This window comes from Oceanobacter sp. 3_MG-2023 (assembly GCF_030688925.1).
Taxonomy (GTDB): Bacteria; Pseudomonadota; Gammaproteobacteria; order Pseudomonadales; family Oceanobacteraceae; genus Oceanobacter.
Window position 1 is genome coordinate 26278 of sequence record NZ_JAUYVX010000007.1, and the last position, 26854, is coordinate 53131.

The window sequence follows — 26854 nt, forward strand, 5'->3', positions numbered from 1 at the left end:
CCATGTTGACTGACCCAACCTTGTCTGCCGAGCTGACCGTCGAGGCACAGGTCCGCGTCTGGGTGATCAATCACCCCTTGACCCCAGAGCAAGTGGATTGCGCCACCACCGTGATGCTTAAGGTACTGGATGGTAAATGCAAAATGCCCCGACATGAAAAAGTGCGAATGAGCTGGCTTTACGATGCCGTCAAACACCAGCCCGGCGAGTTGCTGGGGGATGATACGCACGCGCTGATCGTACGCGCTCGCCAGTGTCTGTATCGGGCCAGAGTGCAATCCCAGGCAGCTGAATTGCCGGATGAATCGTTGGCAGAGCTGGACCCGTCACTGACTCTGGCCGTTTACGAGCGGCGCTTGTTGGCAGAAACCCGGCTGACACGACCAGTGATGAAAGCCTTCAAACGCTGGATTCGGCAGCAGGGACTGCTGCCCGAAACCCTTGCCCGCCAATCCAGTACTTCGGTAAATGCCGCCTGACTCGGGAGTCCGACTGACCATGCTGGTACGAGAACTGTTTAACGATGCCCCCTTGAGTCCTGATGGTCTGATCTCGCTGGAGGTGCAGCGGCTTTTGCGTGAACCGATTGATATTGCCCGTGACTGGCACCGGGCCGAACGACTGTTGCAACAGGTTGCCGAGCATCTGCCGGATCAGCTGGAAGTACAAATCGCACTCTACAAAATGTATGCCTATGCCAACTGTCTGGATGCTGCCCGGCAACTGATTGGACAGGTTTTACAGCGGGCCGCGCAACAAGCGGGTTTTCAGCCCGACTGGCGTTTATTAAGTCCGGACTCGCCACCGTTTGACCAGCTGCCTGGTACGGGCATTCATGGTCCGGTGCGCTTGTACCTGTACAGCCTGAAAGCCCTGGGTTTTGTGTCGTTGCGGGCGGGGCATATCGAACTGGCTGAACAGGTGCTGACAAAATTATTGCTACTGGACCCACGAGATGAAGTGGGTGGTAGCGTGGTGTATCAAATGGCTCTCAGCCTTGCGGATGATGATAGTTAATGACCACTGACCCAACTACTCCCCAGTTAATGCTTGGTCACGCTGATATTGATGCCGACCATCAGCAATTTACCGAGCGACTGGCACAACTGAAAGCCGCTTCCGGCGCTGCATTTATTCAGCAGTTTGGCCAGCTGACCGATCACTTGGCCGAGCATTTTGAGCGTGAAAACAGCCTGATGATGCAATCCGGTTATCCTGCCAGCGCCGAACATCGGGGCGAGCATAACCGGGTGCTGGGAGAGATGACCAACTTCCGTGCCCGTGTTGAAGCAGGGCGGGTGCGCTTTGGTCGCGCCTATGCGCTGGAGCAATTGCCCGGCTGGTTTGATTTGCACGTCAGCACCATGGATGCGGCACTGGTGGAGTACCTGAAAAGGAGTCCGCTATGACAAAGGATATACCGGTAAATGCTGCGGCCCTGGATAGCAGCAGCCATTATCTGCTGCAGCTGGAAGGCAAGTTACGTGCAGCGGTTGAGCTGCGACCAACCCGACTAACCGACAATTGGTTGCTTCTTGTGCACTTGTTTTACGATGGCGATACGGCCGGCACCACCAGTTTTAACCTGCATGGTTACAGCCGTGAGGAAGCAGAAGCGCTGGCGGCCAATCTGCAAGACAATGCTTACCTGATGAAAGAAATCGACGAATATCTATGGGGTGAAAGTGACTGAATCGCGGCGCAGGGACTGACGCCAGGCGGCTATCGCCAGCGTCAATCCAGCTGCCGCAAGTTACACCAGCGCTGCAGATTTTACCTGTGCCCACAGCGTTTTGCCGGGCGTCAGCGCCAGGTGCATCACCGAACGTCGTGTCATGCGTGACAGCAGCAGAGTTTCTCCCACCTTGACCCGTACCAGCGCCAGAGAATGGTGTTCATCGTCACTGATGGCTTCGACAATGCAGGGCAGGGCGTTGACGATACTGGTGTCATCATGGCGGCTCAGGGACAGGCTGACGTCACTGGCCAGAATCCGTACCCGCACTGGCTGGTCAAGATCGTCGGCATGGGAGCCGGTGTTGTCACTGGCACTGGCTGTCGATCCATCCGGGGGGAGATTGCCAACCTCCGGATCACTGATCCAGATAGAGCCGTCATCATCTCGGCTGTGTTCCGGGTGGGCAAAACCGATACGCACCAATTGCCAGTGGTGGTCACGCTCGCGGATATGACCCTGCAGTACCACGCTGGCTTCTTCCCCCTGCTGGAGCGGCGAATTGATTTGGGTGAGGGTGTCATTCAAGGTGCCACTGGCAATCACCCGTCCATCCTTGAGTGCCACCAGATAATCGGCCAGCCGGGCGACTTCTGCCGGGGAATGAGTGACGTACACAATCGGTACATCCAGATGGGTTTTCAGGCGTTCAAGCCAGGGCAAGATCTCTTGTTTGCGGCGTTCATCCAGAGATGCCAGAGGTTCATCCATCAGTAATAAACGTGGTTTGCTGAGTAAGGCGCGGGCAATGGCCACCCGCTGGCGTTCGCCGCCCGAAAGCTGGTGAGGGTAACGCTTCAGGGTGTGGTGGATACCGAGCAAATCAATCGCCTGTTCAAAATCCTCCTTGTCGACCTTGCCGCGAGCACGCTTGATCGCAAACTGCAGATTACCGGCCGCGGTGAGGTGGTCAAACAAGCTGGATTCCTGGAAGACATAGGCCAGTGCCCGTTGAAAGGTCGGTACAAAATGCTGTTCGTCTTGCCAGCATTGGTCTTTAAACAGCAAAGTGCCATTGGCTCGTTCAAGCCCGGCGATATAGCGTAACAGCGTGGTTTTGCCTGAGCCGGAATGACCAAACAGCACACTGACTCCCCGGCCCGGAAGGGTCAGGTCAACATCCAGAGTAAAATCCGGGCGCTGCAAATGACAGCGTACTCGCAGGTCATCCTGGACCCGGGTTGCTGCAGACTCTTGTTTGGTAACAGTATTCATAGCAGTGGTTTGGCTCCCTGATCGCGACGAAATCCGTATAACAGCAGTAACACTACAAAGGAAAACACCACCATACCGCCAGCCAGGGTGTGGGCGCGGCCGTACTCCAGCGCTTCGACATGATTATAAATCTGCACAGAAATAACCTGGGTGACACCGGGAATATTACCGCCGATCATCAGTACCACACCAAATTCGCCAATCGTATGCGCAAACCCCAACACGGCAGCGGTGTAAAAACCGGGACGCGCAAGAGGCAAGATCACATGGAAGAAGGTATCCCATGGCCCGGCCCCCAGAGTGGCGGCGGCTTCCCGCGGGCGCTCGCCCAGGGCTTCCAGCGCGTTTTGTATTGGCTGTACAACAAAAGGCAGGGAATAAAACACCGATGCCACCACCAGACCGGCAAAGGTAAACGGCAAGGTTCCCAGTCCCAGGCTTTGGGTCAGTTGACCAATCAGGCCGTGCGGCCCCATGGTCAATAGCAGATAAAACCCCAGCACGCTGGGCGGCAAGACCAGTGGCAACGCCACCAGCGCACTGACGGGGCCGCGTAAGGGGTGGCGGGTATGGGCCAGCCACCAGGCAATAGGGGTGGCGATCAGTAAAAGAATCGCGGTCACCAGGACGGCAAGTTTGATCGTCAGCCAAACGGCGGTGAGGTCTTCACTGGAAATATCCATTTAAAAATTACTCTCCATCGATACCAGTCAGGTTTTGTGGTTGACCGTCCGGTCAGGATTCAGGCTTCTGCTGCGCGTGTCCGGGAAGGCTTGAGCAACCGCAGGCAGTCAATATTACTGGCCAGATCGAGGGCGGTAAAACCGTCGAGTGTTGCAGCCTGGGTATCGGCCCCTTTTTCGAGCAGCCAGGCCACCCAGGAAGCTTTGCCGCTGGACGCAGCATACATCAGGACGCTGGCACCGTTGTCATTGAGGTTATCTATATCGATGCCCAGAGTGACCAATAAATCAGCGATGGCATAGTCATTGGCGACCACAGCAGCCCACAACGCGTTGGTGCCATCCATATTGCGGTGATTCAGCGCCATGGCAGGTTCGCCGACGATAGCAAGGTCGGCGACCACATCCAGACGCCCCTGGCGGCTGGCCAGAATCAGCGGCGTATCATTGTAGCGAGCTGGTCTGTCAGGACGCTGAGGATCAAAGCCGTGCTCGATCATCCAGCTGATCGTGGCAGGCTGGAGGGTAACAGGTTCCAGTGAAACAGGCATAAAGCAACTCCTCTGTGGCAAGGGCATGGCAAAGCTTTTGCTCTGCATAGGGTATTCCAGAGAAAGCAGTGACGACCCGTTGTCATGTTCACGTTGTGACAACCCGCTGTTTTCAAGGGAAAACCTTATCCGGCACCGGTTATGGCCGACGTTTGTAACCGACCGATACTGTGGTGATTGTCGTTAATACGACACGACAAAACCAACAACGACAGGAGTTGCGACATGACACAATGGCAAAAAGGCGATGCTGTTTTCGCCACCGTTACCATCATCAATGATGGCTCTGTGCCGAGTGCACCGGAAAGCCATGTCTTTGCCGAACCCGGCACCATGGGCATGCTGATCAACACCGGGCATCTGGAAGAAAACCCGGAGCAGGAGATGCTGCTGGTGTGTTTTCCTGATGAAGCAGGCAATCCATTTCATCTGGTGACCTGTTTTCCAGACGAAATCAGCGCGGAACCGCCAGTTACCCATTAACCCTATCGCCCATTAACCCTATTGAGTGAGGCCGTATGCCAATCCGGGAATACCACCAACGTACCCGACACTTGCCGGATGCTTACGCTGCCGGGCCGGAAAGCCTCGATTGGGATGCCCAGCCGAACCCGTTCCGCCGTTATGACGGTGCTCGTCTGGTTCCCTTGCCTTTGGGGGATACCGACCTGATGGCCCGGCCGGATGCACGCCGTTGGGAGCAGCTGTGGCAGCCGTCGGTCGGGCAATCGTCCGAAGCGGTTGTGATTCCGGATCTGGCACAGCTGGGGTTATTGCTGGAGCTGTCATTGGCCTTGTCGGCCTGGAAACAATTTGGCAATGCCAAGTGGTCACTACGGGTGAATCCATCCAGTGGGAACCTGCACCCGACCGAGTGTTATCTGTTGGTGCGCTCGATGGCGGGGTTGGAAGACGGGGTGTATCACTATCGGCCGGATCAACACGCACTGGAGTTGCGTTGTCCGCTGGGCCTGGAGGAGGAAAGTCCGGAACCCTTGCTGTACCTTGGCTTGAGTTCCGTACATTGGCGGGAAGCCTGGAAGTACGGCGAGCGGGCTTATCGTTATTGTCAGCTTGATGTGGGGCATGCATTGGCTGCGGTCAGTTTTGCGGCATCCACACTGGGCTGGCATCAGCACCAGATCCGGCCGGTGGCGCTGGCGGACTCAACACTGGCCAGCTTGCTGGGGCTGGATCGCCCACAGGATCTGCAGCAAGCCGATGGTTCAATGGCAGAAGCCGAGCATCCGGATTGTTTATTGAATTTACTGGCCAACAGGCATCCTGATAGCGCATCAGCAGAAGAAGCAGAACAAATCACCGCCTGGCTGGGGCAGCAGAAAGAGTGGATGGGCAGGGCCAATGTGCTCGACCCCCGGCATATGTATCAGTGGCCGGTTATTGACGAAGTGGCCGCAGCTGCTCGTATTCCAGCCACCAGCCCAGCCTCGGCAACCACACGTTTGGCCGCGGCGGACTGGCCAGCACCTGCCATCGCCAGCGGTTCTGAAGCCCGGCAACCGGCGGCCCGGCTGATTCGACAGCGTCGTTCGGCGCAGGCATTTGATGCTGCCGGAGGCATGGCGTTGGCGGATTTCTATACCTTGTTGGATCATTGCCTGCCACGATCGGATTACAGCCCGTGGCATACCTTGCCACTCAGCCATGGTATCCAGCTGATGCTGTTTGTGCACAAGGTTGAAGGCTTGCCCTCTGGCTTGTACTGCCTGCAACGTGATACCGGTCGGTCATTGACTGATATGCAGGCGTCGTTACGGGCAGAATTCCAGTGGCAGCCGGTGGAGTCAGCTCCGGAACATCTGCCGTTTTATCGGCTGCTGGCGGCTGGTACCCGACGTACTGCCATGCGCCTCAGCTGTCAGCAGGCCATTGCCGGGGAGAGTGCCTTCAGTCTGGCGATGCTGGCCGATTGTGACGGCATGGAGGCGGAGCCATGGCGCTATCGCCATCTATACTGGCAGGCCGGTGCCATAGGACAGGTGTTATATCTGGAAGCCGAAGCGGCGGGGCTGCGAGGTACCGGTATCGGTTGCTATTACGACGATATGGTGCACAACCTGTTGGGGCTGCAAAACGACCAGCAACAGGTGTTATATCATTTCACCGTAGGGGTACCGGTGATCGATCATCGTATCACCAGCTGGTCTGCTTATGGAAAAGCGTCTGTGGAACCGTCACCGCCGACCGGGGTTTAGCCCTGTCGGAGCGGTGGGTTATCCGGTTATTTGAAGTTCCAGCCCAGCGATAGATAGGACGCCGCCGCATACAGGGTATTTTCTGGCAGCGTGACTGAATCCAGGGCGTTGGACCATTCCTGCAGTTTGTCGCGATGACTGTACAGCCCGGTAAAGAGCAGCATGGTGCTCAGTTTGCGGCTGAACTGGTAGCCGATGCCCAGCTTGCCAGTGACATCCAGGCCACCACCAAAGGTGCGGTCCAGAGAGCCGCTATGGCTACTGTTAAGGATTTTTTCGTAGACCGGTGTGCCCACTTCCAGTGAGAACTGATAACGCATACCACTGGACTGGTTCATGAAGTAGCTGTCGTAAGCAATGCCCACCATGACACCAAAATTACTGGCATCCTCAAATACAACCGTCTGGTTGGCTTCCGGTTCGTTCTTGATGGCCGCAAAATACTCGTCTTCGCTGGTGATCGAATCGACCTGATCGATGTACTGTTGTACCACTTCCATCATGGCCGGATTATCGCGAATCGAGTTTTCGATCGTACTGTTGTAGGCATCGTTGGCCGAACCTGTACTCCAGTCAAAGCGCGAAAACGCTGTCTTCTGGTAGTGCATGCCGGCGGATGTATACCAGCCATTCTGGAAGTGATACGACATCATCATGTCCAGGGTCTGAAAGCTCAGCGAGGTGGTATTGTGCTGGACGTAACCATTTTGCCCTTGCATTTCCCAGTCTTCGTCATTTTCAAAGCTCAGCAGGGTTGAGGCGGAGATAATCGAAAACCCCAGTTTTTCATTAACGGCAGTGTAACCACCGGAACGCTGGACAAAATTGACGGCTTCGAAAGACGACTTCATATCAACGCCGTAATAGTCGTTCAACTCTTCGCTATAGTTGATGTATTGCATACCAGCAGCACCAAACACACTGAAAGAGCGGTTTTCATATTCTGCTATTGCTGGCGTGGATACGGCTGTTATCGCAGCAAGAATCAGAGTTCGGCACAACGGGTTGGATAATTGTCGATTCATGTAAGGCTTCCTGCGGACTGAATGTGACAGAACTATACAAAAACGAAAGAATCAAAAGAAGCTTTTGTTTAAAAAACAAGCACTCAAGCACTTGTTCAAGTACTGGAATAGCAAGGGAAGACTGAAGCGAAAGGCTCAAGCGAAAGGCGGTGAGATCGGTAAAACAACCGCTAATAACCATCATGACGTAACGGTTTGCGCAGTGATTGTCCCAGATATGATGAATAGCTATTCATTAGCAATTTGGGCTGATCAGGCCAAGAATAAAAGAGTGCTGCCAGTATCGGATTATACGTGCGGATATCATAAGGGCAGCGACAAACAACCCGACATAACGTCGGGTTGTTTGTCGATCGAAAGGATAAATCAGAAGGCGTATTTGGCAGTAAACTGCGCACGCGTCATATCACCATCAACACCGCTTTCTTTTTCCAGTGTGGCTTTACTCAGCTCAACACCGTAAGTCATTTTCTCAGCTGGGCTCCACATCACGTTGGCACGCATGCTCTTGGAAGACTTGTTCACACTGTCTCCCGCATCGGCATGATTGTCAGCAGAGACCATGCTGTAACCAACGGTGCTGCGAAAGCTGTCATTCCAGTGGTGGCGATAACCAACAAATGCGGCTGTTACGTCATTACCAACCAGATCACCTTTATTGGTCAGAGTTGCATCGCTGGACATGGCCAGGCCAACGTAGCGGGCAACGTGACCCTTGGTGATGCTGAACTTCAGATCATCCTTGCCAACCATCAGTTTACCGGAAACGTTCATACCGAAGCGCATGATGGATTCATCAATGTTATTGGCTTCGTCCTTGTATGACAGGTTACGGGCGATACCCGCCACCGACAGATCGGCATTACCCGCTTTGAAGTTATAGCGAGCCACCAGGTCTGGCAGAGCGGAATCATCTGTATTACCAACACCGTTTACAGTGGTTGCCGGATTTTCCAGTGCCAGTTGCAGGCCGCCATTGGTATAGCGGATCTGGGCCTGACGGGCAAAAACAGTACCATCACTGACGCCGAGGAAGTCGACGGTTTCCAGCAATGCTCCGGTGTTCATGAAGGTTGTCCAGGTCTGACCAAAGGTGTAGTTGCCGTGCTTGAAGAAAGCATGACGCAGACGTGGTGAGTTGGAGTTGGATACCACCTCGTTGCCTGTTCCGGTCAGAAAGTCCATTTCAACAAAGGTAGTGACTTTTTCGCCAGAGTTGAGGGTAGTAACGGTTTTGAAGTTAATGCGAGATGTTTGCGCACCCATATCAAAGGCGCTGCTGTCGTTGCCAGCAGTACCGGTTGGGATTGATGAAGGAACATAAAAATCGCGACCACTGCTGGTCGAAGTGATTTCACCTTCAGAGTAGTTGGACATCATGGCATCTACTTTGATGTAGCCGCCGTAGCTGAATTCTGTGTTTGCAGCTTGTACCGCCATCGGCAGGGTTGCCGTAGCCAACAAGATCAGTGAGATTTTGCGCATGTGCTCGCTCTCCTTTTGTAATTATCATTGTTCTGCGCAGCCACTATGGTTAGTCCCCTATGAGGATAAAATTAGCCAAAAGTCGTACCGCTAAAGCGACACTGGTATAACTACCTATAGCCGACTAAATCGGCTAAATGGCTGATGTAACTTATGTTTTTAGTGGTGTTATGCTCAGGATCATATTTTCTAAACCGTTATTGATACGCGGTTTCGTGATGTTCAGGCTGGTACAAATCCACACACTGCAAGGGTTTGAGTGTGTATGGTGTGTTGTTGGGAACGGGGCAAGAGCGAGTGGTTGTGGTATGCAATTCCGCTACCGGACAGAAGACAATGTATGGTCGGAAAGTGTACCCAGCTCACTTATTACGGGGAAATACGTGGTTTGAGGATGGCTCATAATGTTCAATCCTGATTGAGAAATAATCCGGATTAGCTCGAATAGACCATTGTCTAATTTTTTGCCTACCCACCTATGACCAATATGGGTCAGCAGTTTGTATCGCCGCCTCGGCTACACGGAATTCGCGATCATATAAAATAAATAAAATAGGGGAGTACGCCATGAGCGACCAGAAAGTTTATCCGGTCAAGCCGGAGTTTGCTGATTCAGCCTGGATCGATAACGACAAATACCTGCAAATGTATCAGCAATCCGTCATCAACCCGGAAGGGTTCTGGCGTGAGCAAGCAATGGAACGTATCGACTGGATGCGCCCATTTACCAAGGTCCGCAATGTATCTTTCGACGATCACAACGTCGACATCCGCTGGTTTGAAGACGGTGCCACCAACATGGCCTACAACTGTCTTGACCGCCATCTGGAAACCCGTGGCGATCAGACCGCCATTATCTGGGAAGGCGACAACCCGGATGAAAGCAAAACCATCACCTATAAAGAGTTACACGAAGAAGTGTCTCGCTTTGCCAATGCCTTGCGTGGCCAGGGCATTCATCGTGGTGATGTGGTCTGCATATATATGCCGATGATTCCTGAAGCTGCGGTTGCCATGCTGGCGTGTACCCGGATCGGTGCCATTCACTCCGTGGTCTTTGGTGGTTTCTCTCCGGAAGCTCTGGCAGGCCGGATCGAGGATTCCAACACCAAGCTGGTTATTACCTCTGACGAAGGCGTACGGGCGGGTCGTACCGTTGCCCTGAAAGCCAACGTGGATGAAGCATTGACCAACCCAGCGATCAAATCGCTGGAAAAAGTGATTGTCGTCAAGCGTACCGGTGCTGATGTTGAATGGCATCCACATCGCGATGTCTGGTATCACGACCTGGTGGCACTGGCGTCTCCCAACTGCCCGGCAGAAGCAATGGATTCTGAAGATCCACTGTTTATCCTGTATACCTCCGGTTCTACTGGCAAGCCCAAAGGGGTGGTGCACTCAACCGGTGGTTATATGGTGTGGGCATCGATTACCCACCAATATGTATTTGATTATCATGATGGTGACGTTTACTGGTGTACCGCCGATGTTGGCTGGATTACTGGTCACACCTACCTGATTTACGGCCCGTTGCTGAATGGTGGCATCACCCTGATTTCAGAAGGGGTGCCGAATTACCCGGCGATCAATCGCTGGAGCCAGATTGTCGACAAGCATCAGGTCAATATCCTTTACACCGCACCAACGGCCATTCGCTCGCTGATGGCTGAAGGCACGGCTGCTGTTGAAGGCACCTCACGTAGCTCGTTGCGTTTGCTGGGGTCTGTGGGTGAGCCAATCAACCCGGAAGCCTGGGACTGGTACAACAAAACTGTCGGCGAAGACAAATGCCCGATCGTTGATACCTGGTGGCAAACCGAAACGGGCGGCATCATGATCACCCCGCTGCCAGGTGCCACAGCATTAAAACCGGGTTCGGCTACTCGTCCGTTCTTTGGTGTCCAGCCAGCGCTGGTGGATAACTCCGGCATGATTCTGGATGGTGCTACAGAAGGTAATCTGGTGATGGTGGACAGCTGGCCGGGTCAATCACGTTCCGTCTTTGGTGATCACGATCGTTTTGTGCAAACCTACTTCTCCACCTTCCGTGGCATGTACTTCACCGGTGACGGTGCCCGTCGTGACGAAGATGGTTACTACTGGATTACCGGTCGGGTTGATGACGTTATCAACGTGTCTGGCCACCGCATGGGTACAGCAGAAGTGGAAAGCTCACTGGTTGCTCACCCGAAAGTGGCGGAAGCCGCAGTGGTTGGCTACCCACACGACATCAAGGGTCAGGGTATCTATGTTTATGTCACCCTGAATGCAGGGGAAGAAGGCAGCGAAGAGCTGGTACAGGAGCTGCGTAAATGGGTTCGTACCGAGATTGGGCCGGTAGCAACACCGGATCTGATCCAGATTACCCCAGGACTGCCAAAAACCCGTTCCGGCAAAATCATGCGTCGTATCTTGCGCAAGATTGCAGCCAATGAGCACGATGCTCTGGGAGATGTATCTACTCTGGCGGATCCGACCGTGGTCGATAGTCTGATTGAAGAGCGTAAAAATCGCTGATTAGATTAACAGGCGTTGATTTGAATATATTGATTCGAAGACGCTGATCGATCAGACTCAAACACGCCGATTACAGTTAATTCTGTAATCGGCGTTGTTTTTTGTTGGCTTTCCAGCCCGTTTAAGATGATCCGGCCTGACCGTCCCGCCGGAGGCATCACCGAACAGCAAGCGCTGTTCGCTCAGGAGGATCCATGCAGCTTGCCCAAAAAATCATTATTGCCGATGACCATCCTTTATTCCGCACCGCGATGCACCAGGCTGTCAAACAGCTGGTACCCGATGCCACCATCCCCCAGGCCGACTCATTACCGGAGCTGCAGCGTGTTGTTGAGCAGAACTCGGATGCTGATCTGATTTTGCTCGATCTGCAAATGCCCGGTGCCCATGGCTATTCCGGATTAGTGTTTTTGCGTTCCCATTACCCTGAAATTCCCGTCATTGTGGTGTCGGCTTGTGAAGATCCCGCCATTATGTGTCAGGCGCTGGATCATCAGGCATCCGGATACATTGCCAAATCCTCACCGCTGGAAGATATTGCCGTGGCGATTCGTAAAGTGCTGGAAGGGGAATTGTATTTGCCCGATATTGCCCGCCGTCACCAACACCACCCGAACCAGAATGCACTGGATATTGCCGAGCGTCTGGCCAGCCTGACACCGCAGCAATTCCGGGTACTGACCATGATGGCCGAAGGGATGCTGAACAAGCAGATTGCCTACGACCTTGAAGTCAGCGAAGCCACCATCAAGGCCCACGTTACGGCTATTTTCCGCAAGCTGGGTGTCCGCACCCGAACCCAGGCCGTTATTGCCGTGCAAAGCCTGGATATAGAAAAACCGGATACCCAAATGGCGAATGCGCAAGCAGAAAGCTGAGCCGGATAGCGTGTGCGGGCAGGCCCCGATGCCATCAGGGCAGCCCCGTACCAACCCGCCCGGTTAAACCAGTCGTCGGATCAGGGCTCTCAGTGCCGCTGGACGTATCGGTTTACGCAAGAAGTAATAACCCAGCGCCTTGGCTTCTTCTGCAACGGATTGGCGAGGGTCAGCGGAAATCAGAATCCCTGGAATGGATGGGTCGCCAAACCGTTCACGCAGATCAGACATTGCCTGCAGGCCGGTTTCATCGTTATCCAGCTGGTAATCAGCCAGCATAATGGCTGGCTTGAACGGGATTTGCTGGGCCGTTGCCAGATCCTTGCACGCGTATACCTGACAGTGCCAGCTACCCAGCAACGCCTGCATACCAGCCAGTACTTCATCATCATTATCGATACAAAAGGTCGGGATACCCTCAAAGCTGGCGGTAGCGATGACTGCCTGGTCATGATTGTCCTGACGACTGACATCTGCCTGGGCAACCGGTAGTACCAGATCGAAGCAGGTACCCTTGCCCGGTGTGGAGCGCACGCTGACCTGATGGTCCATACGTTTGGTCATGCGATCAACAATGGCCAGTCCAAGGCCGAGTCCCTTGACGTCTTGCTTGCCTTCGTTCAGCCGTTTGAACTCACCAAAAATTTCTTGCATCTTGTTGGCCGGTATCCCCTGACCGGTATCCCATACCTGTACCACAATATGGCCCTGGCGACGGCGATAGCCCAGCAGCACACTGCCATGATGGGTGTAACGGACCGCGTTACTGAGCAGGTTTTGCAGAATACGGCGCAACCAATGGGCATCACTGGTGACCCAGATATCATCACAGGCCCGTACCCGCAACTTCAGTCCCTTATCGGCCGCCAGAGCGGTAAACTCATCCCGCAGCGGTTTCAGCACAGTACTGAGTTGTACCGGATGTAATACCGGCTCCATGGCACCGGCATCCAGCTTGGCAATTTCCACCAGCACCGACAGCACATCTTCGGACGATTGCAGTGCCCCTTCGAGGTGATTCAGCAGCTTTTGTTGTTCGTCGTTGAGGTTCTTCTGACTCAGTGTCGAGGCAAACAGCTTGGCGGCATTCAGCGGCTGCATCAGGTCGTGGCTGGTAGCGGCCAGGAAGCGGGTTTTGGAATTGTTGGCTTCAATCAGCTGGGAGGTCAAATCATCCAGCTTCTGCGAGCTTTTTTCGACCCGGCGTTCCAGAGAGACATTAGCCTCCTTTAACGCCTGTTCGGCCCGGCGATGCACCGTAATATCGGTAAAGCTGGTGACAAAACCGCCGTCGGGCATGGGATGGCCCTGCATATAAATCACGACGCCATTAGGTAACAGCCGTTCGAACTGGTGCGCCGATCCGGTACTGAGGAAACTCATGCGCCGGTTCACCTGATCGGCAATATCCCCGGTGCCGCAGAAGCCACGACCGGCGTTAAAGGCAATCACTTCCTGAATCGGTTTGCCGGTATAAATAAAGCTGGAGGGGTAATTGAATATTTCCAGATAACGCCGGTTCCAGGCGACCAGTTTTAAATCCTTGTCAACAACACTGACCCCCTGCTGCAGATTTTCCAGAGCGGCTTGCAGTTGTTCCCGGCTCATTGAAAACGCCTGACTGGCTTCACTGGCGAGGAAGGCCAGATCACGAATCTGGATGCGTTCGCCGCCCAGCAAGGTAGAGAAAATGACTCGGGCAGAGGAAGACCCAACCACCGATGCCAGTAATTTCTCTGCCTCCTGAATCAGGGCGCTGGAGGCGATGGCATTGTCGTATTGAATGCCGTGGCGGGACTGATAATCGCTGAAAAAATCATCGGTTTTGCGAAAACCCAGAATACGTTCCAGCACTACCTGGACATCATCCACCTTGCAATCAAACGCAGGCACCAGACGATCGTTCTGGCTCATGACATGGGCACTGGTGAAGTCACCGGCCAGCATACGTTCACGCACAGAGGCGTTCGTGACAACGGAAAACAACACATAGAAAAACAGATTGGCCAGCAAACTGAGCATAACGCCAATACTGAAGTTATCGAGGTTCAGGCCACTGACCATATGCACCAGTTGACTGCCCTGCACCCCCGGCAGGTTCTGGGTGATAAATGGCCACATCAAGCCATAGAACCAGACGCTGGTACCGGCAATCAGACCGGCGATTGCCCCCTGGCGATTGCCTCCTTGCCACATCAGGCCACCAATCAGGGGAGGTGCAAACTGCGCTGCTGCAGCAAACGACAGCATACCAATCGCCGCCAGGGAATCGAACTCACCTACCAGGCGATAGAACAGATAGGAAGCCAGAATCATCACCAGAATGACCAGACGCCGTACGGTTAGCACCAGGGTTCGTACTTTACTGGAATGCTGCAAATCCTCGTTGTCTTGCTGGCGGAAAAAGGCCGGTAGCACCAGTTCATTGGAGACCATGGTACTGACGGCAATGGTCGCCACAATGATCATGCCGGTCGCGGCACTGCCACCACCAATAAAAGCCATCACTGCCAGGGTTTCCTGCCCCAGAGCCACGGGCAAGCTGAGTACGTAGGTGTCTGGTGCAAAGCCGATATCCTGCAAAAACAGATGGCCTGTCAGCGCAATTGGTACCACAAACAGCATCATTAAAAACAGATAGAGCGGAAACAGAAAACGGGCAGTACGCAGATGACGGGACGATTCGTTTTCAATCACGGAGACCTGGAATTGCCGTGGCAGGCTCAGTACGGCAAAGCCAGCCAGTAGAGTCTGCAACAAAAAGGACAGACTGATGACGTCGTTGTTCAGTAGCGGGTGGTCGGGCAATACCTGCGTGGTCAGCTCCAGCAGCTCGGACGGGTAGTCGTACAGGAATGTCATCACCCAGATGCCAACCGCAACAAAAGCGATCAGCTTGATCATCGACTCAAAGGCAATGGCGAGAATCATGCCCGGGTGCTGCTCGCTGGCATCGATATCCCGGGTACCAAAGATAATCACAAACGATGCCATCGCCAGGCTGATATAAAATGCCGTGTCTTCCCAGAAGTGATTTACCCCCACCATACTGCGGCCCAGAGGCAAGGTCAGTAGTTCAAACGTGGTCGAAATGGCTTTCAGCTGCAAGGCGATATAAGGCACAACACAGAGAATGGCAACCAGTGTCACCAGTACCGCCAGAGTATGATCACGGCCATAGCGGGTGGCGATAAAATCGGCAATGGAAGTGATACGTTTTTCTTTGGCGATACGGGTAATCTTGCCCAGCAAGCGCCAATAAAACATCAGGAACAGCATCGGGCCGATGTAAATCGACAAGAAACTCCAGCCACTGGAAGCAGCCTGGCCGACGGCACCATAAAACGTCCAGGAGGTGCAATATACTGCGAGTGACAGACTGTAAATCACCCCGGTGTTATGAATGGGCCGTCCTTCATGGGCGCGCCGGTCGCCGTACCAGGCAATCCAGAACAAGGTTGCAATATACAGAACAGAAATGGACACCAGTTGCCATACCTGGATCATAGGTACCCTTATTGTTAGAGGTTATTGGTGTAAGAGGCTGCGCCACAAGGCGAACGGGGAAGCATACCATGTGTGCTGTACACACTGGTCCGCCCGGCTGTCTTGGTATTATTAAAATACCACAGTGCAGGACTTGCTGAATCCGCCAGCCCTGCAAGATGTCTGCTTTGGTCACATGGCTTGACCCGTGACAATCCGCCAAGATAAGACCAATGGGAACATCCACATCATCTCGTAGCCCCCACCGGGCAAATCGATGCGCCCGAATAATAATAACGTTAAACAACCGCCGGAGGCCCGGTATGACCATTCAGATCAACCTCAACCAACCGCCTTTTTCCTTTCTGAAGGATGAGCAACTCGACTGGTTGACCAGTCGCCTCGACCTGGTCTTTTTTAATGCCGGAGCACTGATTCTGCAACAGGGTGTCCCGGCACCCGGCATTTATATTATTTACAAAGGATTGGTCGAAGAGCGTGATGGCGAGACCGGGCAGGTGTTTTCCCAATATGGCAAGGAAGACTTGTTCGACGTCCGGGCGGTACTGGAGAACGGCTGCAAGCATACCTTTGCCGCGGTGGAAGAAACCCTGTGTTATCTGCTGCGGGCCGACGACTTTATCCAGCTGCTTGATCAGTCCGGTGATTTTTCGATTTACTTTAATACCGACCTGGGTACCCAGCAGTCGATGGTGGAGCGCCAGGATTCCAGCGTGTCGGAATTTATCCTGTCGCGGGTTGATGAGGATGTGATTCGCCCTCCTGTGTACGTGTCGGCCCAGACCAGTCTGGCCCGTGTCGCGGCGCTGATGTACGAGAAAAAACACGATGCCTTGCTGGTACGTGACGGCGAGGAAATCGGCATTCTGACCGGCACCGATCTGGTCAAGGCCACCTTGCTGGGGGACAAGACCAAACAAACCCGTGCCGCCGATGTGGCCCAGTTCAACCTGATTGGCGTTGAGTACGGCGAATTCTTGTTCAGCGCCTTGCTGAAAATGACCCAGCACAATATCGAACGTGTGGTTGTTCGCAAGGAAGGCCAGATTGTTGGCCTGCTGGAACTGATGGATATGCTCAGTACCTTTTCGACCCATTCGCATATTATTGCCATGCGGATTGACCAGGCCAAATCGTTAAAAGAACTGGTGGTAGCGGCCAAACGACTGGAAACCCTGATCGAAACCCTGAATGGCCAGGGGGTTAAAATCACCGCCCTGATGGAACTGGTGACAACGCTGAACCGGCGTTTGATCTTCAAGGCGTTTGAGCTGATTTTCCCGCCTCGCTTGCGGCAGTCCGTCTGTATTCTGGTACTGGGCAGCGAAGGCCGGGGGGAACAAATCCTCAAGACCGACCAGGACAACGCCATCATTCTGAACAACGAACACGACCGCGAAGCCGTCTTGCCACTGCTGCAACAGCTACACCAGGCCCTGCTGGATTTTGGTTATCCGCCTTGTCCGGGAGGCGTCATGTTTATTAACGACAGCTGGATTCATACCGTCGAAGGCTGGCAGGAGCGGGTCGCCCGCTGGCTGGATTCCGGCAATCCGGATGCGATGATGAACATGGCCATTTTTATGGATGGCGAACCCGTATGTGGTAATCCGGAACTGTTTTGGCCGATCAAGGCCAGCTGGCAGCTGGAAACCCTGCGCTCCAGTATTGTATCTGCTCGTTTTGCCAAACCCGCGCTGCAGTTCGAAACCCCTCTGACCTTTCTGGGCAATATCCGGGAAGATCACGGCAATATCGATATCAAGAAAGGCGCTATTTTCCCTCTGGTGCATGGCGTTCGGGCCATGGCATTCGAACATGCGATCGATGAATGCAACACCCTCGAACGGCTGACGATACTGATGGAAAAAGGCGTGCTGGATAGCGAGACCGCTCAAGGGTTGCGGGATGCGCTGGTGTTCTTTTTAAGAATACGACTGCGCCAGCAACTGGAACATGATGCCCCCAACCGTGGCCTGAGTCAGCAACTGGACATCAACCAGCTGCGCAGTGTCGACCGCAATCTGCTGCGTCATGCCTTGCACCGGGTGAAAAAATTCAAGCAGCAGCTATCACTGCATTTTCATCTGGAGAACTTCTGATGTTACGTCGCTGGATTGAAGAACGCTTGCCCCGGCGAATGCTGCCAGAAGGCCGCTGGGCTCACCTGGCCGAGCCGTACGAGGGTGACGAAGTGGTGGTGCTGGATTGCGAAACCAGTGTGTTTGATAAAAAAAAGGGCGAGTTGCTGAGTGTGGCAGCAGTGCGGGTACGGGGTAATCAGATCCGTCTGGCCGAATCGCTGGACCTGACCATCCGCTCCGACGCCGTAACCGACCCGAACGCGGTGCGGATTCATTATTTACGTCGCGAAGACCGGCTCGAAGGTGTGGCCCTGGCAGAAGCCATCGAAAAGCTGCTGGATTTTATTGGCAACCGGCCAATTTGCGGGTTTTATATTGAATACGACCGCGCCATTCTGAACCGTTATATTCGCGAGTTGTATAACTTCAGGTTGCCCAACCGCTTTATCGAAGTGTCGGAAATCTACGTCAAAAGCAAACGCCGGCACCATATTCACGAAGTGCATCTGGATCTGACCTTTGAAGGGCTGGCGCGCGACCTGCAAGTGCCTATCGTCGAGCGCCATACCGCCATGGGAGATGTTATCTCCACGGCGCTGATGTACATCAAGCTGACGGGGTTTGGTCAGTCGCGTTGAGCTGGCGAATATTGGTGGCGGTCAGATTGATAATATTCTGCCGCGCTTCCGGGCTGATCCAGGCGTTATGAGGCGTCACCATCAGATTCAGGCCAGTATTGAGCGCCTCCAGGAGTGGGTGGCCATCGACGGGTGGCTCGGTTGGCAGCACATCCACTGCCAGTCCACCCAGCTGTCCTTGCTGCAAGGCATTCAAGGCGGCGACTTCATCAATAATGCCACCTCTGGCGCAGTTCACGACCAGGCAGTCGGGCTTGATGCGGGTGAGGTTATCGGCATTGAGCAGATGGCGGGTATGTTCGGTGAGTGGGCAGTGAAAACTTAATACATCGGCCGTGGGTAACAGGCTGTCCAGTGACGGACGGGTATCATTGGCCTTGCCCGGCCGGGCAGCAAACTCAACCTGCATACCGAAGGCTTCTGCCAGCCGTGCCACGGCACTGCCCAGCGTACCTTCGCCGACCAGTACCAGCCGTTTATTGGTTAACTCCCGGGTCGGGTGGTTCATCAAACAAAAGAAAGGACTTTGTTGCCAGGCACCCTGAGCGACATCTTGCTGATAACGTGGCAGTTGGCCAGCCAGTGACAGCATCAGCATCATGGTGTGCTGGGCTACCGAGGCGGTGCCGTAATTCTGGACATTCAATACTGGTACACCCAGCTGTTGGGCGGTCTCGAGGTCGACATTGTTAAGCCCGGTTGCGACCACCAGAATGCCCCGTTTCCCGGTCATCACATCGGCGCTGATGTTGACCTTGTTGGTGATCAGCAAATCGGCACCCGCGGCTCGTTGCCCCAGCTCCTCTGGTGAAGTGGTGGGATACAAGACCAGCTCACTGACACAGTCATGAATGGGCGTCATATCGACATCATTAAATGTATCGGCATCCAGAAATACAGCTTTCATAAGGGTTACTCATCAGGATGAAAAAAGGCTAACCATCGTTAGATGTTGGGTTGACGCCAGATGTTGGCTTGACCGCTTAACATATCAGGCATCAACCCCGGTGTAATTCATACAGGCTCATATTGACGGCGCTGGCCAGGTTCAGAGACTCAATCTGGCCGCTGCCGGGAATGGTAAACGCCGTTACTGCCAGAGGTGCCAGCAAGGCATGGGGCACACCTCGGGCTTCGTTGCCAAACAGATAAGCATCAAACTGGCTGAACTGCCCGGAAGAGAGCGGTGCGCCGGTCATATCCAATGTGGCAATACGCGGGTAACGCGCCGCCAGCTGCTCGAGTGTGACTTCCAGTTCAACGGGCACATGAAATGTTGCCCCCATGCTGCTGCGTACCACCTTGGGGTTAAAAGGATCGACACTGTCGGGGCTGAGTAACAGGCGCCAGCCGCCAAACCAGGCCAGTGTCCGCAAAATGGTACCCAGGTTGCCAGGGTCCTGGATCTGATATAGATATAACACCCGTTCGGTACTGGTCGTCGCCTGACTGGCCTGTTGCACCTGGGTCCGGGTTTCCTCCATGGGCACGACAGCGACCAGTCCCTGCGGTGAGCGGGTGTCCGACAGCTGCGCCATTTGACGCTCACCAATCAGGGTTTTGCGGAACCGGGTTGGCCAGTGCTGGTGGGCTTCGGTGACAAACAGCTCGGCCTGCTGAATGCTGGATTTTTCCAGCTCCAGTAACAGGTGTTCGCCTTCCACCAGATAGCAGCCGGTCTCGGTGCGGTATTTTTTCTGGTGCAGTTTTTTGGCGAGATCGACTTTCATGCAAGTGTTTCCAACAGTGGGCACAGCGCGCCATTGTACGGGTTGGACTGGCGTCAGGGAATTTTCTCGGCCTGTTGCTGCCAACCGGAATGAATTTTCCTGTCTTGTGAATTGGCCAGATTGGGGAGTTGAGACGGGCTTCGGCTTGCATGTGCTTAACTCAACCGTCAGCCTTTGATCGGACAGCAACCGACCAGAGGTCCTTATGGCTCTTCGTAATGCCGTCCAGATGATCTGTTACCCCGACCGCCTGGGTAACAGCCTGAAAGATTTGCATACCGTTCTCAACACCCACTTTGCGGGTGCCGTGGGTGGCGTTCATATCCTGCCGTTTTACCCGTCCAATGCCGATGCCGGTTTTTCTCCCCTGACCCACAAAGAAGTGGATCCAGTGTATGGCGACTGGGGTGATATCGAAGCCATTGCAGCCGAATACGATATTTGCGCCGATGTAACGGTGAATCATATTTCTGATGAATCCGTAGAATTTATCGACTACCTGGCCAAAGGCAAGGCATCGCAATACGCCTCGCTGTTTGTTGATGTCGATGAAATGGGCGAAATCAGCCACGACGACCTGATGAAAATCCACATCCGCAAAGAGAAAGAGCCGTTCCGGGAAGTAGTATTTGCCGACGGCAGTGTTGGACGGGTGTGGTGTACCTTTACCGAACACCAGATCGACCTGAATTACGAGTCTGAGCAAACTTACGACTATATCGCCAATACGTTCCGTTTCCTGGCCGACAAGGGCGTCAAACTGTTCCGCCTGGATGCCTTTGGTTACACCACCAAACGGATTGGCACGAGCTGTTTTCTGGTTGAGCCATACGTGTATCAAACCCTCGACTGGTGCAACGAAGTGGCACAAAGCCTGGGGGCAGAAATCCTGCCTGAAGTGCACGATCATTCCAGTTATCAATACGCGATTGGCCGTCGCAATATGCATCCGTATGGTTTTGCCTTGCCGCCACTGCTGCTTTACTCCCTGCTGGATGGCAACAGCGAATACCTCAAGCACTGGTTGCGGATGTGCCCGCGCAATATGATCACCGTTCTGGATACCCACGATGGTATTTGCATTCCAGACGTTGAAGGGGTCTTGCCGGACGATAAAATCCGTATCCTGATTGATAATATCAACGACCGCTCGGCAGACCCGATCCTGCGCCGCTCAGCTGCCAATATTCATAGTGTTGGTGCGATTTATCAGCTTACCTGCACCTTTTACGATGCCCTGATGCAGAACGACGATGCCTATATCGCTGCCCGCACCGTGCAGTTCTTCACACCGGGTACGCCACAGGTGTATTACGTGGGCTTGCTGGCCGGTGAAAATGACCACGAGCTGATGGAGCAAACCGGCGAACTGCGCGATATCAACCGTCATTATTACAGCCTGGATGAAGTGGCTGAAGCGGTGCAGAAACCGGTGGTGAAGCGCTTGCTGACACTGATGCGTTTCCGTAGCAGTCACCCGGCGTTTGATGGCCACTTTGAACTGAACTTCTCCAACAGCGCCAGCGTCGATATGGCCTGGCGTCATGGCGAGCATTATTGCCGGGCGTTTGTGGATTTGCAGTTTAATACCGCGCGTTTGAGTTACACCGATGAAGCCAGTGGTGAAATGCAGGAATTTCAGGCCTGATCCAGAACTGACCTTTTCCCGGCCCCCTTATCAAGGGGAGGGCCGGGGTGGGGTTGCAGGGCCTGTTCTGAAACATGCGAATCACCATCCAGCTCAATCACCAGTTTCCACTCAGAGCGATAAAATCGACAATGTAATGGCCAATGCCATGCAGCTGCCGAAACCTGGTTCCACCTTGTTTGCCTCTGATCGCTTGCCAGAAGCGTTGCTCCGGTGTGGTAAGCGGTAGCCTGCTTGCGCAAGGCTGAGCAACAGCTTTTATATTCCGGTTTGTTTAAACACACGTTCCCTGTCAGGCATAATCCATCTGCTTTTGATCGTTCACTACGTCTGCCTCAATGCTTATTGATAGCCGGCGTAGCGGGTGAGCATTTTATCGCCGACTCAATACGGTATTCCGTTCGATCATTTTCCGGCTTCTCAACTTTCCAGTTTCTCATTTTCTGGCAGCGGCAAAACTGCTGCAAAAAATAGTATCGAATCAACAAAAGTTGTTCACCAAATTTCATACCGCTATTCTTGGCCGCCCGGCGTAACGGGTGGCTTGTGCAGCGTTGTAGCCTGGGTGTTGTTATTCCGGCCGTGATGACCTGTATACGTGGTTTTGGGGCTGGTTATCGGAGAGGGTGTATGTGGTTACAAAAAGAAATACGGTTATCTCCCCGGTCGCGGGGTTTTCATCTGATTACGGAAGAAATACGCCAACAATTGCCGGAGCTGGCGAGTATCGATATCGGGTTATTACAGCTGTTTATCCAACATACATCAGCGTCATTAACCATTAACGAAAATGCAGATCCTACCGTGCGTCAGGATATGGAAGCCTGGTTTCATCGCAATGTGCGTGAAGACGAATCCTATTACCGTCATACGCTGGAAGGCAGTGATGATTTGCCCGCCCATATCAAGGCCAGTTTATTGGGCCATAGCGTGACGATTCCCATTACGGGAGGCGAGCTGAACATGGGGATCTGGCAAGGTATTTACCTCGGCGAGCACAGACACCAGGGTGGCAGTCGCCGAGTGTTGGCGACGTTGCAGGGGCAGGGGCAGGGGCAATAACTGGAATCCGCGTGTTGTAACTGATTGTTTTTGATGGTTCGGAGAAAATGAATGATTGTTCGTGAACGTCCCCATGCACTGGCCTTGTTGTTTGTTTGGCGTGGTTCAATTTTGCCGAATATTGCCTGGCATTTACTGGGGTTGTTGGTATTCGCGGCAGCTGTGGTGGTGGTTCATACCGATCACTGGGCCAATCTGGCTCGTTATTCGGTGGCTCCGTTTACCTTGCTGGGGATAGCGTTGTCGCTGTTTCTGGGGTTTCGTAATAACGCCTGTTATGACCGCTGGTGGGAAGGGCGCCGGCAATGGGGACGAATGGTTTCTGAAGTGCGCTCGTTGGCGCGTTCAACGCATATTCTCTTGCCATCCGAGCGGCGGGCGGAGCTATTGGCCTGGTGTTCCGTGTTTTATCATGCCTTGCGCCTGCAGCTGCGTCAGCAGCCGTTGTCCGTGGCTGTTTTGCAACAGGAAGTTCCCGACTGGGTGCTGGCCCGTTTGTCGACAGAGCGGCTGGCGCAGGTTGTGGAGAAGGGTAACGTGGCCGATGGTGTGGGGCTGGCAATGGCAGAAACCTTGCGTCAGGCATATGCGGCCAATGAGCTGGATACCCAGGGTATACGGATTCTGAATGAGCATTTATCCAGTCTGGCGGCGATTCAGGCGGCGAGTGAACGGCTGGCATCCACTCCGTTGCCCTTTGCCTATTCCTTGCTGACGCATCGGACGGCGTATCTGTATTGTTACTTGTTGCCTTTCGGGCTGGTGGGCAGTCTGGGCTGGATGATGCCGGTCTTTATTGTGATTGTGGCGTATACCTTTTTTGGTCTGGATGCCTTGGCGCAACAGCTGGAAGAACCGTTTGGCCATGACGCCAATCACCTGCCGCTGGCGTCTTTGTGTCGGGTAAATGACCGCTCGCTGGCACAGGCGCAAGGCCTGCCATTGCTGGATATGTTGGCACCCAACGGCGATGTACTGGATTGACGGGGGAGTGTTAAGCCACTTTGTCAGCCAGCCCGATCCGTTCCCGGTGGTGGCAGGACAAACCACTGTGGAAGCATGGCGGCCCTTGTTATTCTTCCGGGTCAAGCTCAAAACCATACAGTGATTCCAGATGACATTAACGAGTGAAGACTTTCTGCTGGCGGCTAAACGTGCTGAGATCAGTGCTCTGAAACAATTATTGGTGAGCAGCGGGTTGGTCACCTGGGTCACGGATCTGATTCATGAGCTGCAACGTGAACGTGGCTTGTCGAATATTTATCTGGTATCCCATGGCCAACGTTTTGCCCGCCAACGGCTCGATGAACTGGAAGCCACCAAACAAGCAGAATGTGTTTTTCGGGAAGCCTTGTCGTTGCTGGAGCTGGATAGTGATTCTCCCTCGTCTGCCCGCCTGTTCCGGTCCTTGTCCTTTGTATTGCATTGTCTGGATGAATTACCCGCATTACGGCTTCAGATTAATGCGCAAAAACTCACCGCGGATGAGAATACCCGGCTCTTTAACCGTACGATTTCCGGTTTGCTGAGTGTGGTGTTCGAAGCCGCCGGCAGTGTCAGCGACCCGGATATCACCCATGCACTGGTGGCCATGTTCAATTTTGTGCAAGGCAAGGAATATTCCGGTCAGGAACGAGCCTTGGGCGTTATCGGTTTTGCCATGGGAGAATTCACCAAAAAACAACAGATACATATCAAGACGCTTCAGGATGCCCAGCAACGTTGTTTTGATATCTTTTCCAGCCAGGCCAAGGCCATGCCGGTTGATCAATGGCGGCAGGCAGAAAGCAGTGAGGCTGCCATCGAATTCAACAAGTTGCGTAATATGATTGCCCGCTTCAGTCATAACGACACCCTGCCAACCGCAATCAGCGAAGTATGGTACGAGCTGTCGACACATCGGATTGATGATATGCGGGCGATTGAAAAGGAGCTGGAAGCGGATCTGTTTCACCTTTGCCAGCAAAAAATTGCCAAGGCAGAAGAAGATCTTCGGCTGCATGACAATCATGTTCGGGAACTGACAGATATCGATGAGCCGCCCACATCGGTGTTGTCTTCCTTTCCTGATTCCATTAACGACCCTGTCAAACTGACCATGACGCCCGGATTTAATACTAACGTGGCCAGTTCAATATCCGAGTTGGTACAGCGCCAGGCTGAACACCTGGAAGCCATGAGAGATGAATTAAGACAGGCACGTCAGGCTCTGGATGAGCGCAAACTGATCGAAAAGGCCAAAGGCTTGCTGATGCAAAATCAGAATATCAACGAAGAAGAAGCGTATCGCCAGATTCGCCAGTCCGCCATGGACAACAAAAAGCGCATTATCGATATCGTCCGTAATATCATCAGCGTCTCCGACATGCTGCAACTGAACGACGGCGACAGTACTTCTCTGGAATAAACTCTTTATACCAAGACCAAGCTCAATACCGGGCCATCGACCAATACCCGGTCATGTAGCAGTACCAGCAGTACCGGGATATGCGCTGTTCCTTTCCTGACCAGACTGATAACCGATTGATGGCACGGCTACCCAGGAGTCAGACCACTGGACGCCATAACCGCCGGGCCAAACTCCATGTGGTCACGGCTGCAGCAGTTGCATATTCTGCTGGTGCACACAGATGGAGCGCCTGGGGGAAATCAAGCCCTGAAATAATCCAAAAATAGTGCTGCCAGTGGTATGTGAACGTATTATTTGTCTGATTTTTTTAAATAAGTCCAATAAAATCAATAGTTTATGATATATGGCACGCCAGATGCTTGGAGATCCCAAGACTGTGGATCAATGATGATGCACAGCACTGAAAACAACGACGTTGAGTACTTCCCTGACTTTTTGCCAGCGGATGGTGCCACGTCGTGCTCCATAGCATGTCAAAACACCTTATTCGGGTAGGTTCAAGCGTCAGCAGTTACTCAACTTCGTGATCTGAGTCTTCATGGTCGCCCTTTGGCACATGAACCAAATCATTAGGTATCGACAGTAACGCAATACCTACCGAACCAAGGAATTTGATATGTCCTATCTCGCGCCTTCCGAATTTGTGACCAAGATGGTCGATGCCGGTGAAGAGAAAATCTTCATGTCCACCAAGGACACTCTGATACGCGCCTTTATGGCCGGTGCAACCCTTGCCCTGGCGGCCATTTTTGCCATTACTGTAGCGATGAAAAGTGGTTCTCCATTCCTGGGTGCCAGCATGTTTCCTGTTGGTTTTGTCATGCTCTATCTGATGAAATTTGACTTGCTGACCGGGGTCTTCACGCTGGTTCCGCTGGCGTTGATCGACAAGCGCCCCGGCTGCAATATCAAACAATTGCTGCGTAACTGGGGTTTGGTCTTTCTGGGCAACCTGGGTGGTGCGCTGGCTGTCGCCTTTATGATTTCCTTTGTTCTGACGTATGGCTACAACACCGACGGTGGTGCTCTGGCGGCCAAGGTATCGTCCATTGGTGAGTCCCGTACACTGGGTTACGCCGCTCATGGTGTTGACGGCTGGTTTACCATTTTTATCCGCGCCATGCTGTGTAACTGGATGGTTTCCATGGGGGTTGTGGGGGCGATGATTTCGACGTCTGTCACCGGCAAAATAGCCGCCATGTGGATGCCGATCATGGTGTTTTTCTTCCTCGGTTTTGAGCACTCGATCGTCAATATGTTTTTGTTCCCGTTTTCCATGATCATGGGTGGTGATTTCACCATCGGGCAATATCTGGTCTGGAATGAACTGCCGACAGTGATGGGTAATCTGATTGGGGGCTTCCTGTTTGTTGGTTTGCCGCTGTATTACACCCACGTACGTACAAGTTCAAAACGCCCTCTGGTTTCCTGATTCACGACGGATTGTCTATTCTGATTAAAAGGGAGGTA

Annotated in this window: 24 protein-coding genes; 15 read left to right on the forward strand and 9 right to left on the reverse strand. The window is 53.5% G+C overall.

Annotated elements, in window-relative coordinates; all coding sequences use genetic code 11:
• The first annotated feature begins 2 nt into the window (after window positions 1-2).
• The 4 genes from Q8W32_RS08130 to Q8W32_RS08145 are packed head-to-tail and all read left to right on the forward strand — an operon-like array spanning window position 3 to window position 1693.
• Window positions 3-479: a hypothetical protein gene (locus Q8W32_RS08130; protein ID WP_303432254.1), complete on the forward strand. Its 477-nt coding sequence runs from the start codon at window positions 3-5 to the stop codon at window positions 477-479.
• 19 nt (window positions 480-498) lie between these two features.
• Complete coding sequence (locus Q8W32_RS08135) at window positions 499-1017, forward strand: hypothetical protein (RefSeq protein ID WP_303432253.1); 519 nt, start codon at window positions 499-501, stop codon at window positions 1015-1017.
• Entirely contained in the window at window positions 1017-1409 is a 393-nt protein-coding gene (locus tag Q8W32_RS08140; protein WP_303432252.1) for a bacteriohemerythrin, read from the forward strand. Before Q8W32_RS08135 ends, Q8W32_RS08140 begins: the two co-directional genes overlap by 1 nt.
• On the forward strand, window positions 1406-1693 hold the full coding sequence (locus Q8W32_RS08145) for a hypothetical protein (protein ID WP_303432250.1): 288 nt from the start codon (window positions 1406-1408) through the stop codon (window positions 1691-1693). Before Q8W32_RS08140 ends, Q8W32_RS08145 begins: the two co-directional genes overlap by 4 nt.
• Window positions 1694-1753: 60 nt before the next feature.
• On the opposite strand, the gene modC is transcribed toward Q8W32_RS08145, so the two are convergent.
• From modC to Q8W32_RS08160, 3 genes are read right to left on the reverse strand one after another with little or no spacing between them, the layout of a single operon-like run.
• Entirely contained in the window at window positions 1754-2950 is a 1197-nt protein-coding gene (gene modC / locus Q8W32_RS08150; protein WP_305414470.1) for a molybdenum ABC transporter ATP-binding protein, read from the reverse strand.
• The gene (gene modB, locus Q8W32_RS08155; RefSeq protein ID WP_305414471.1) at window positions 2947-3633 is read right to left on the reverse strand and encodes a molybdate ABC transporter permease subunit; all 687 of its coding nucleotides are present in this window, start codon (window positions 3631-3633) and stop codon (window positions 2947-2949) included. The genes modC and modB overlap by 4 nt, the downstream gene beginning before the upstream one ends.
• A gap of 59 nt (window positions 3634-3692) precedes the next feature.
• Window positions 3693-4184 (reverse strand): ankyrin repeat domain-containing protein, encoded by a 492-nt coding sequence (locus tag Q8W32_RS08160; RefSeq protein WP_303432245.1) that lies wholly within the window; start codon window positions 4182-4184, stop codon window positions 3693-3695.
• 225 nt (window positions 4185-4409) lie between these two features.
• On the opposite strand from Q8W32_RS08160, the gene Q8W32_RS08165 reads away from it, so the two are divergent.
• Both Q8W32_RS08165 and Q8W32_RS08170 read left to right on the forward strand, forming a co-directional pair.
• Window positions 4410-4667 (forward strand): nitrogen fixation protein NifZ, encoded by a 258-nt coding sequence (locus Q8W32_RS08165; RefSeq protein WP_303432244.1) that lies wholly within the window; start codon window positions 4410-4412, stop codon window positions 4665-4667.
• 35 nt (window positions 4668-4702) lie between these two features.
• Window positions 4703-6400, forward strand: coding sequence for a SagB/ThcOx family dehydrogenase (locus tag Q8W32_RS08170; RefSeq protein WP_305414472.1), 1698 nt, complete (start codon window positions 4703-4705; stop codon window positions 6398-6400).
• Window positions 6401-6426: 26 nt separating this feature from the next.
• Here Q8W32_RS08170 and Q8W32_RS08175 read toward each other — a convergent pair whose 3' ends face one another.
• Entirely contained in the window at window positions 6427-7425 is a 999-nt protein-coding gene (locus Q8W32_RS08175) for a hypothetical protein (RefSeq protein WP_303432241.1), read from the reverse strand.
• Window positions 7426-7791: 366 nt separating this feature from the next.
• Window positions 7792-8910 carry a DcaP family trimeric outer membrane transporter gene (locus tag Q8W32_RS08180; RefSeq protein ID WP_303432239.1) on the reverse strand — a complete coding sequence of 373 codons (1119 nt, stop codon included), beginning with the start codon at window positions 8908-8910 and terminating at the stop codon, window positions 7792-7794.
• 567 nt (window positions 8911-9477) lie between these two features.
• Here Q8W32_RS08180 and acs point away from each other — a divergent pair.
• A complete protein-coding gene (acs, locus tag Q8W32_RS08185; protein WP_303432238.1) occupies window positions 9478-11427 on the forward strand; it encodes an acetate--CoA ligase in 1950 nt (649 codons plus the stop codon).
• 194 nt (window positions 11428-11621) lie between these two features.
• Window positions 11622-12305 carry a response regulator transcription factor gene (locus Q8W32_RS08190; protein ID WP_303432236.1) on the forward strand — a complete coding sequence of 228 codons (684 nt, stop codon included), beginning with the start codon at window positions 11622-11624 and terminating at the stop codon, window positions 12303-12305.
• Window positions 12306-12368: 63 nt separating this feature from the next.
• Here Q8W32_RS08190 and Q8W32_RS08195 read toward each other — a convergent pair whose 3' ends face one another.
• Complete coding sequence (locus tag Q8W32_RS08195) at window positions 12369-15791, reverse strand: NahK/ErcS family hybrid sensor histidine kinase/response regulator (RefSeq protein WP_303432233.1); 3423 nt, start codon at window positions 15789-15791, stop codon at window positions 12369-12371.
• Between the two features lie 323 nt (window positions 15792-16114).
• Between Q8W32_RS08195 and Q8W32_RS08200 the strand changes: the two genes are divergently transcribed.
• Together Q8W32_RS08200 and Q8W32_RS08205 are read left to right on the forward strand one after the other, a co-directional pair.
• Window positions 16115-17914, forward strand: a complete 1800-nt coding sequence (locus tag Q8W32_RS08200) for a DUF294 nucleotidyltransferase-like domain-containing protein (RefSeq protein WP_305414473.1) — start codon at window positions 16115-16117, stop codon at window positions 17912-17914.
• Window positions 17914-18534, forward strand: coding sequence for a 3'-5' exonuclease (locus Q8W32_RS08205; RefSeq protein WP_303432230.1), 621 nt, complete (start codon window positions 17914-17916; stop codon window positions 18532-18534). Before Q8W32_RS08200 ends, Q8W32_RS08205 begins: the two co-directional genes overlap by 1 nt.
• Here Q8W32_RS08205 and Q8W32_RS08210 read toward each other — a convergent pair.
• Together Q8W32_RS08210 and Q8W32_RS08215 are read right to left on the reverse strand one after the other, a co-directional pair.
• Window positions 18503-19441 carry a D-2-hydroxyacid dehydrogenase gene (locus Q8W32_RS08210; RefSeq protein ID WP_305414474.1) on the reverse strand — a complete coding sequence of 313 codons (939 nt, stop codon included), beginning with the start codon at window positions 19439-19441 and terminating at the stop codon, window positions 18503-18505. The two genes, Q8W32_RS08205 and Q8W32_RS08210, sit on opposite strands and share 32 nt — an antisense overlap.
• A 91-nt stretch (window positions 19442-19532) precedes the next feature.
• Window positions 19533-20264 (reverse strand): RNA methyltransferase, encoded by a 732-nt coding sequence (locus Q8W32_RS08215; protein ID WP_303432224.1) that lies wholly within the window; start codon window positions 20262-20264, stop codon window positions 19533-19535.
• 205 nt (window positions 20265-20469) lie between these two features.
• On the opposite strand from Q8W32_RS08215, the gene gtfA reads away from it, so the two are divergent.
• Window positions 20470-21912: a sucrose phosphorylase gene (gtfA, locus tag Q8W32_RS08220; RefSeq protein ID WP_303432223.1), complete on the forward strand. Its 1443-nt coding sequence runs from the start codon at window positions 20470-20472 to the stop codon at window positions 21910-21912.
• A gap of 97 nt (window positions 21913-22009) precedes the next feature.
• On the opposite strand, the gene Q8W32_RS16600 is transcribed toward gtfA, so the two are convergent.
• Complete coding sequence (locus tag Q8W32_RS16600; RefSeq protein WP_370693675.1) at window positions 22010-22174, reverse strand: DUF559 domain-containing protein; 165 nt, start codon at window positions 22172-22174, stop codon at window positions 22010-22012.
• 368 nt (window positions 22175-22542) lie between these two features.
• Here Q8W32_RS16600 and Q8W32_RS08225 point away from each other — a divergent pair, with 368 nt between their 5' ends.
• The 4 genes from Q8W32_RS08225 to Q8W32_RS08240 all read left to right on the forward strand — a co-directional run bounded on the left by Q8W32_RS08225 (window position 22543) and on the right by Q8W32_RS08240 (window position 26816).
• Window positions 22543-22974, forward strand: a complete 432-nt coding sequence (locus tag Q8W32_RS08225) for a secondary thiamine-phosphate synthase enzyme YjbQ (RefSeq protein ID WP_305414475.1) — start codon at window positions 22543-22545, stop codon at window positions 22972-22974.
• Window positions 22975-23025: 51 nt separating this feature from the next.
• Entirely contained in the window at window positions 23026-23958 is a 933-nt protein-coding gene (locus Q8W32_RS08230) for a bestrophin family protein (RefSeq protein ID WP_303432219.1), read from the forward strand.
• Between the two features lie 130 nt (window positions 23959-24088).
• A complete protein-coding gene (locus Q8W32_RS08235) occupies window positions 24089-25381 on the forward strand; it encodes a nitrate regulatory protein (RefSeq protein WP_305414476.1) in 1293 nt (430 codons plus the stop codon).
• 619 nt (window positions 25382-26000) lie between these two features.
• On the forward strand, window positions 26001-26816 hold the full coding sequence (locus Q8W32_RS08240; RefSeq protein ID WP_305414477.1) for a formate/nitrite transporter family protein: 816 nt from the start codon (window positions 26001-26003) through the stop codon (window positions 26814-26816).
• The last annotated feature ends 38 nt before the right edge of the window (window positions 26817-26854 follow it).

Excerpts from the sequence above, each read along its gene's own strand:
- Q8W32_RS08190 (WP_303432236.1), top strand. The coding sequence starts at position 11,622 with ATGCAGCTTGCCCAAAAAATCATTATTGCCGATGACCATCCTTTATTC.
- acs (WP_303432238.1), top strand. The coding sequence starts at position 9,478 with ATGAGCGACCAGAAAGTTTATCCGGTCAAGCCGGAGTTTGCTGATTCA.
- Q8W32_RS08205 (WP_303432230.1), top strand. The coding sequence starts at position 17,914 with ATGTTACGTCGCTGGATTGAAGAACGCTTGCCCCGGCGAATGCTGCCA.
- Q8W32_RS08210 (WP_305414474.1), bottom strand. The coding sequence starts at position 19,441 with ATGAAAGCTGTATTTCTGGATGCCGATACATTTAATGATGTCGATATG.
- Q8W32_RS08140 (WP_303432252.1), top strand. The coding sequence starts at position 1,017 with ATGACCACTGACCCAACTACTCCCCAGTTAATGCTTGGTCACGCTGAT.
- Q8W32_RS08130 (WP_303432254.1), top strand. The coding sequence starts at position 3 with ATGTTGACTGACCCAACCTTGTCTGCCGAGCTGACCGTCGAGGCACAG.
- Q8W32_RS08225 (WP_305414475.1), top strand. The coding sequence starts at position 22,543 with ATGTGGTTACAAAAAGAAATACGGTTATCTCCCCGGTCGCGGGGTTTT.
- Q8W32_RS08240 (WP_305414477.1), top strand. The coding sequence starts at position 26,001 with ATGTCCTATCTCGCGCCTTCCGAATTTGTGACCAAGATGGTCGATGCC.
- Q8W32_RS08145 (WP_303432250.1), top strand. The coding sequence starts at position 1,406 with ATGACAAAGGATATACCGGTAAATGCTGCGGCCCTGGATAGCAGCAGC.
- Q8W32_RS08215 (WP_303432224.1), bottom strand. The coding sequence starts at position 20,264 with ATGAAAGTCGATCTCGCCAAAAAACTGCACCAGAAAAAATACCGCACC.
- modC (WP_305414470.1), bottom strand. The coding sequence starts at position 2,950 with ATGAATACTGTTACCAAACAAGAGTCTGCAGCAACCCGGGTCCAGGAT.
- Q8W32_RS08160 (WP_303432245.1), bottom strand. The coding sequence starts at position 4,184 with ATGCCTGTTTCACTGGAACCTGTTACCCTCCAGCCTGCCACGATCAGC.
- Q8W32_RS08165 (WP_303432244.1), top strand. The coding sequence starts at position 4,410 with ATGACACAATGGCAAAAAGGCGATGCTGTTTTCGCCACCGTTACCATC.
- Q8W32_RS08200 (WP_305414473.1), top strand. The coding sequence starts at position 16,115 with ATGACCATTCAGATCAACCTCAACCAACCGCCTTTTTCCTTTCTGAAG.
- Q8W32_RS08180 (WP_303432239.1), bottom strand. The coding sequence starts at position 8,910 with ATGCGCAAAATCTCACTGATCTTGTTGGCTACGGCAACCCTGCCGATG.
- gtfA (WP_303432223.1), top strand. The coding sequence starts at position 20,470 with ATGGCTCTTCGTAATGCCGTCCAGATGATCTGTTACCCCGACCGCCTG.
- Q8W32_RS08170 (WP_305414472.1), top strand. The coding sequence starts at position 4,703 with ATGCCAATCCGGGAATACCACCAACGTACCCGACACTTGCCGGATGCT.
- Q8W32_RS08135 (WP_303432253.1), top strand. The coding sequence starts at position 499 with ATGCTGGTACGAGAACTGTTTAACGATGCCCCCTTGAGTCCTGATGGT.
- Q8W32_RS08235 (WP_305414476.1), top strand. The coding sequence starts at position 24,089 with ATGACATTAACGAGTGAAGACTTTCTGCTGGCGGCTAAACGTGCTGAG.
- modB (WP_305414471.1), bottom strand. The coding sequence starts at position 3,633 with ATGGATATTTCCAGTGAAGACCTCACCGCCGTTTGGCTGACGATCAAA.
- Q8W32_RS08175 (WP_303432241.1), bottom strand. The coding sequence starts at position 7,425 with ATGAATCGACAATTATCCAACCCGTTGTGCCGAACTCTGATTCTTGCT.
- Q8W32_RS08230 (WP_303432219.1), top strand. The coding sequence starts at position 23,026 with ATGATTGTTCGTGAACGTCCCCATGCACTGGCCTTGTTGTTTGTTTGG.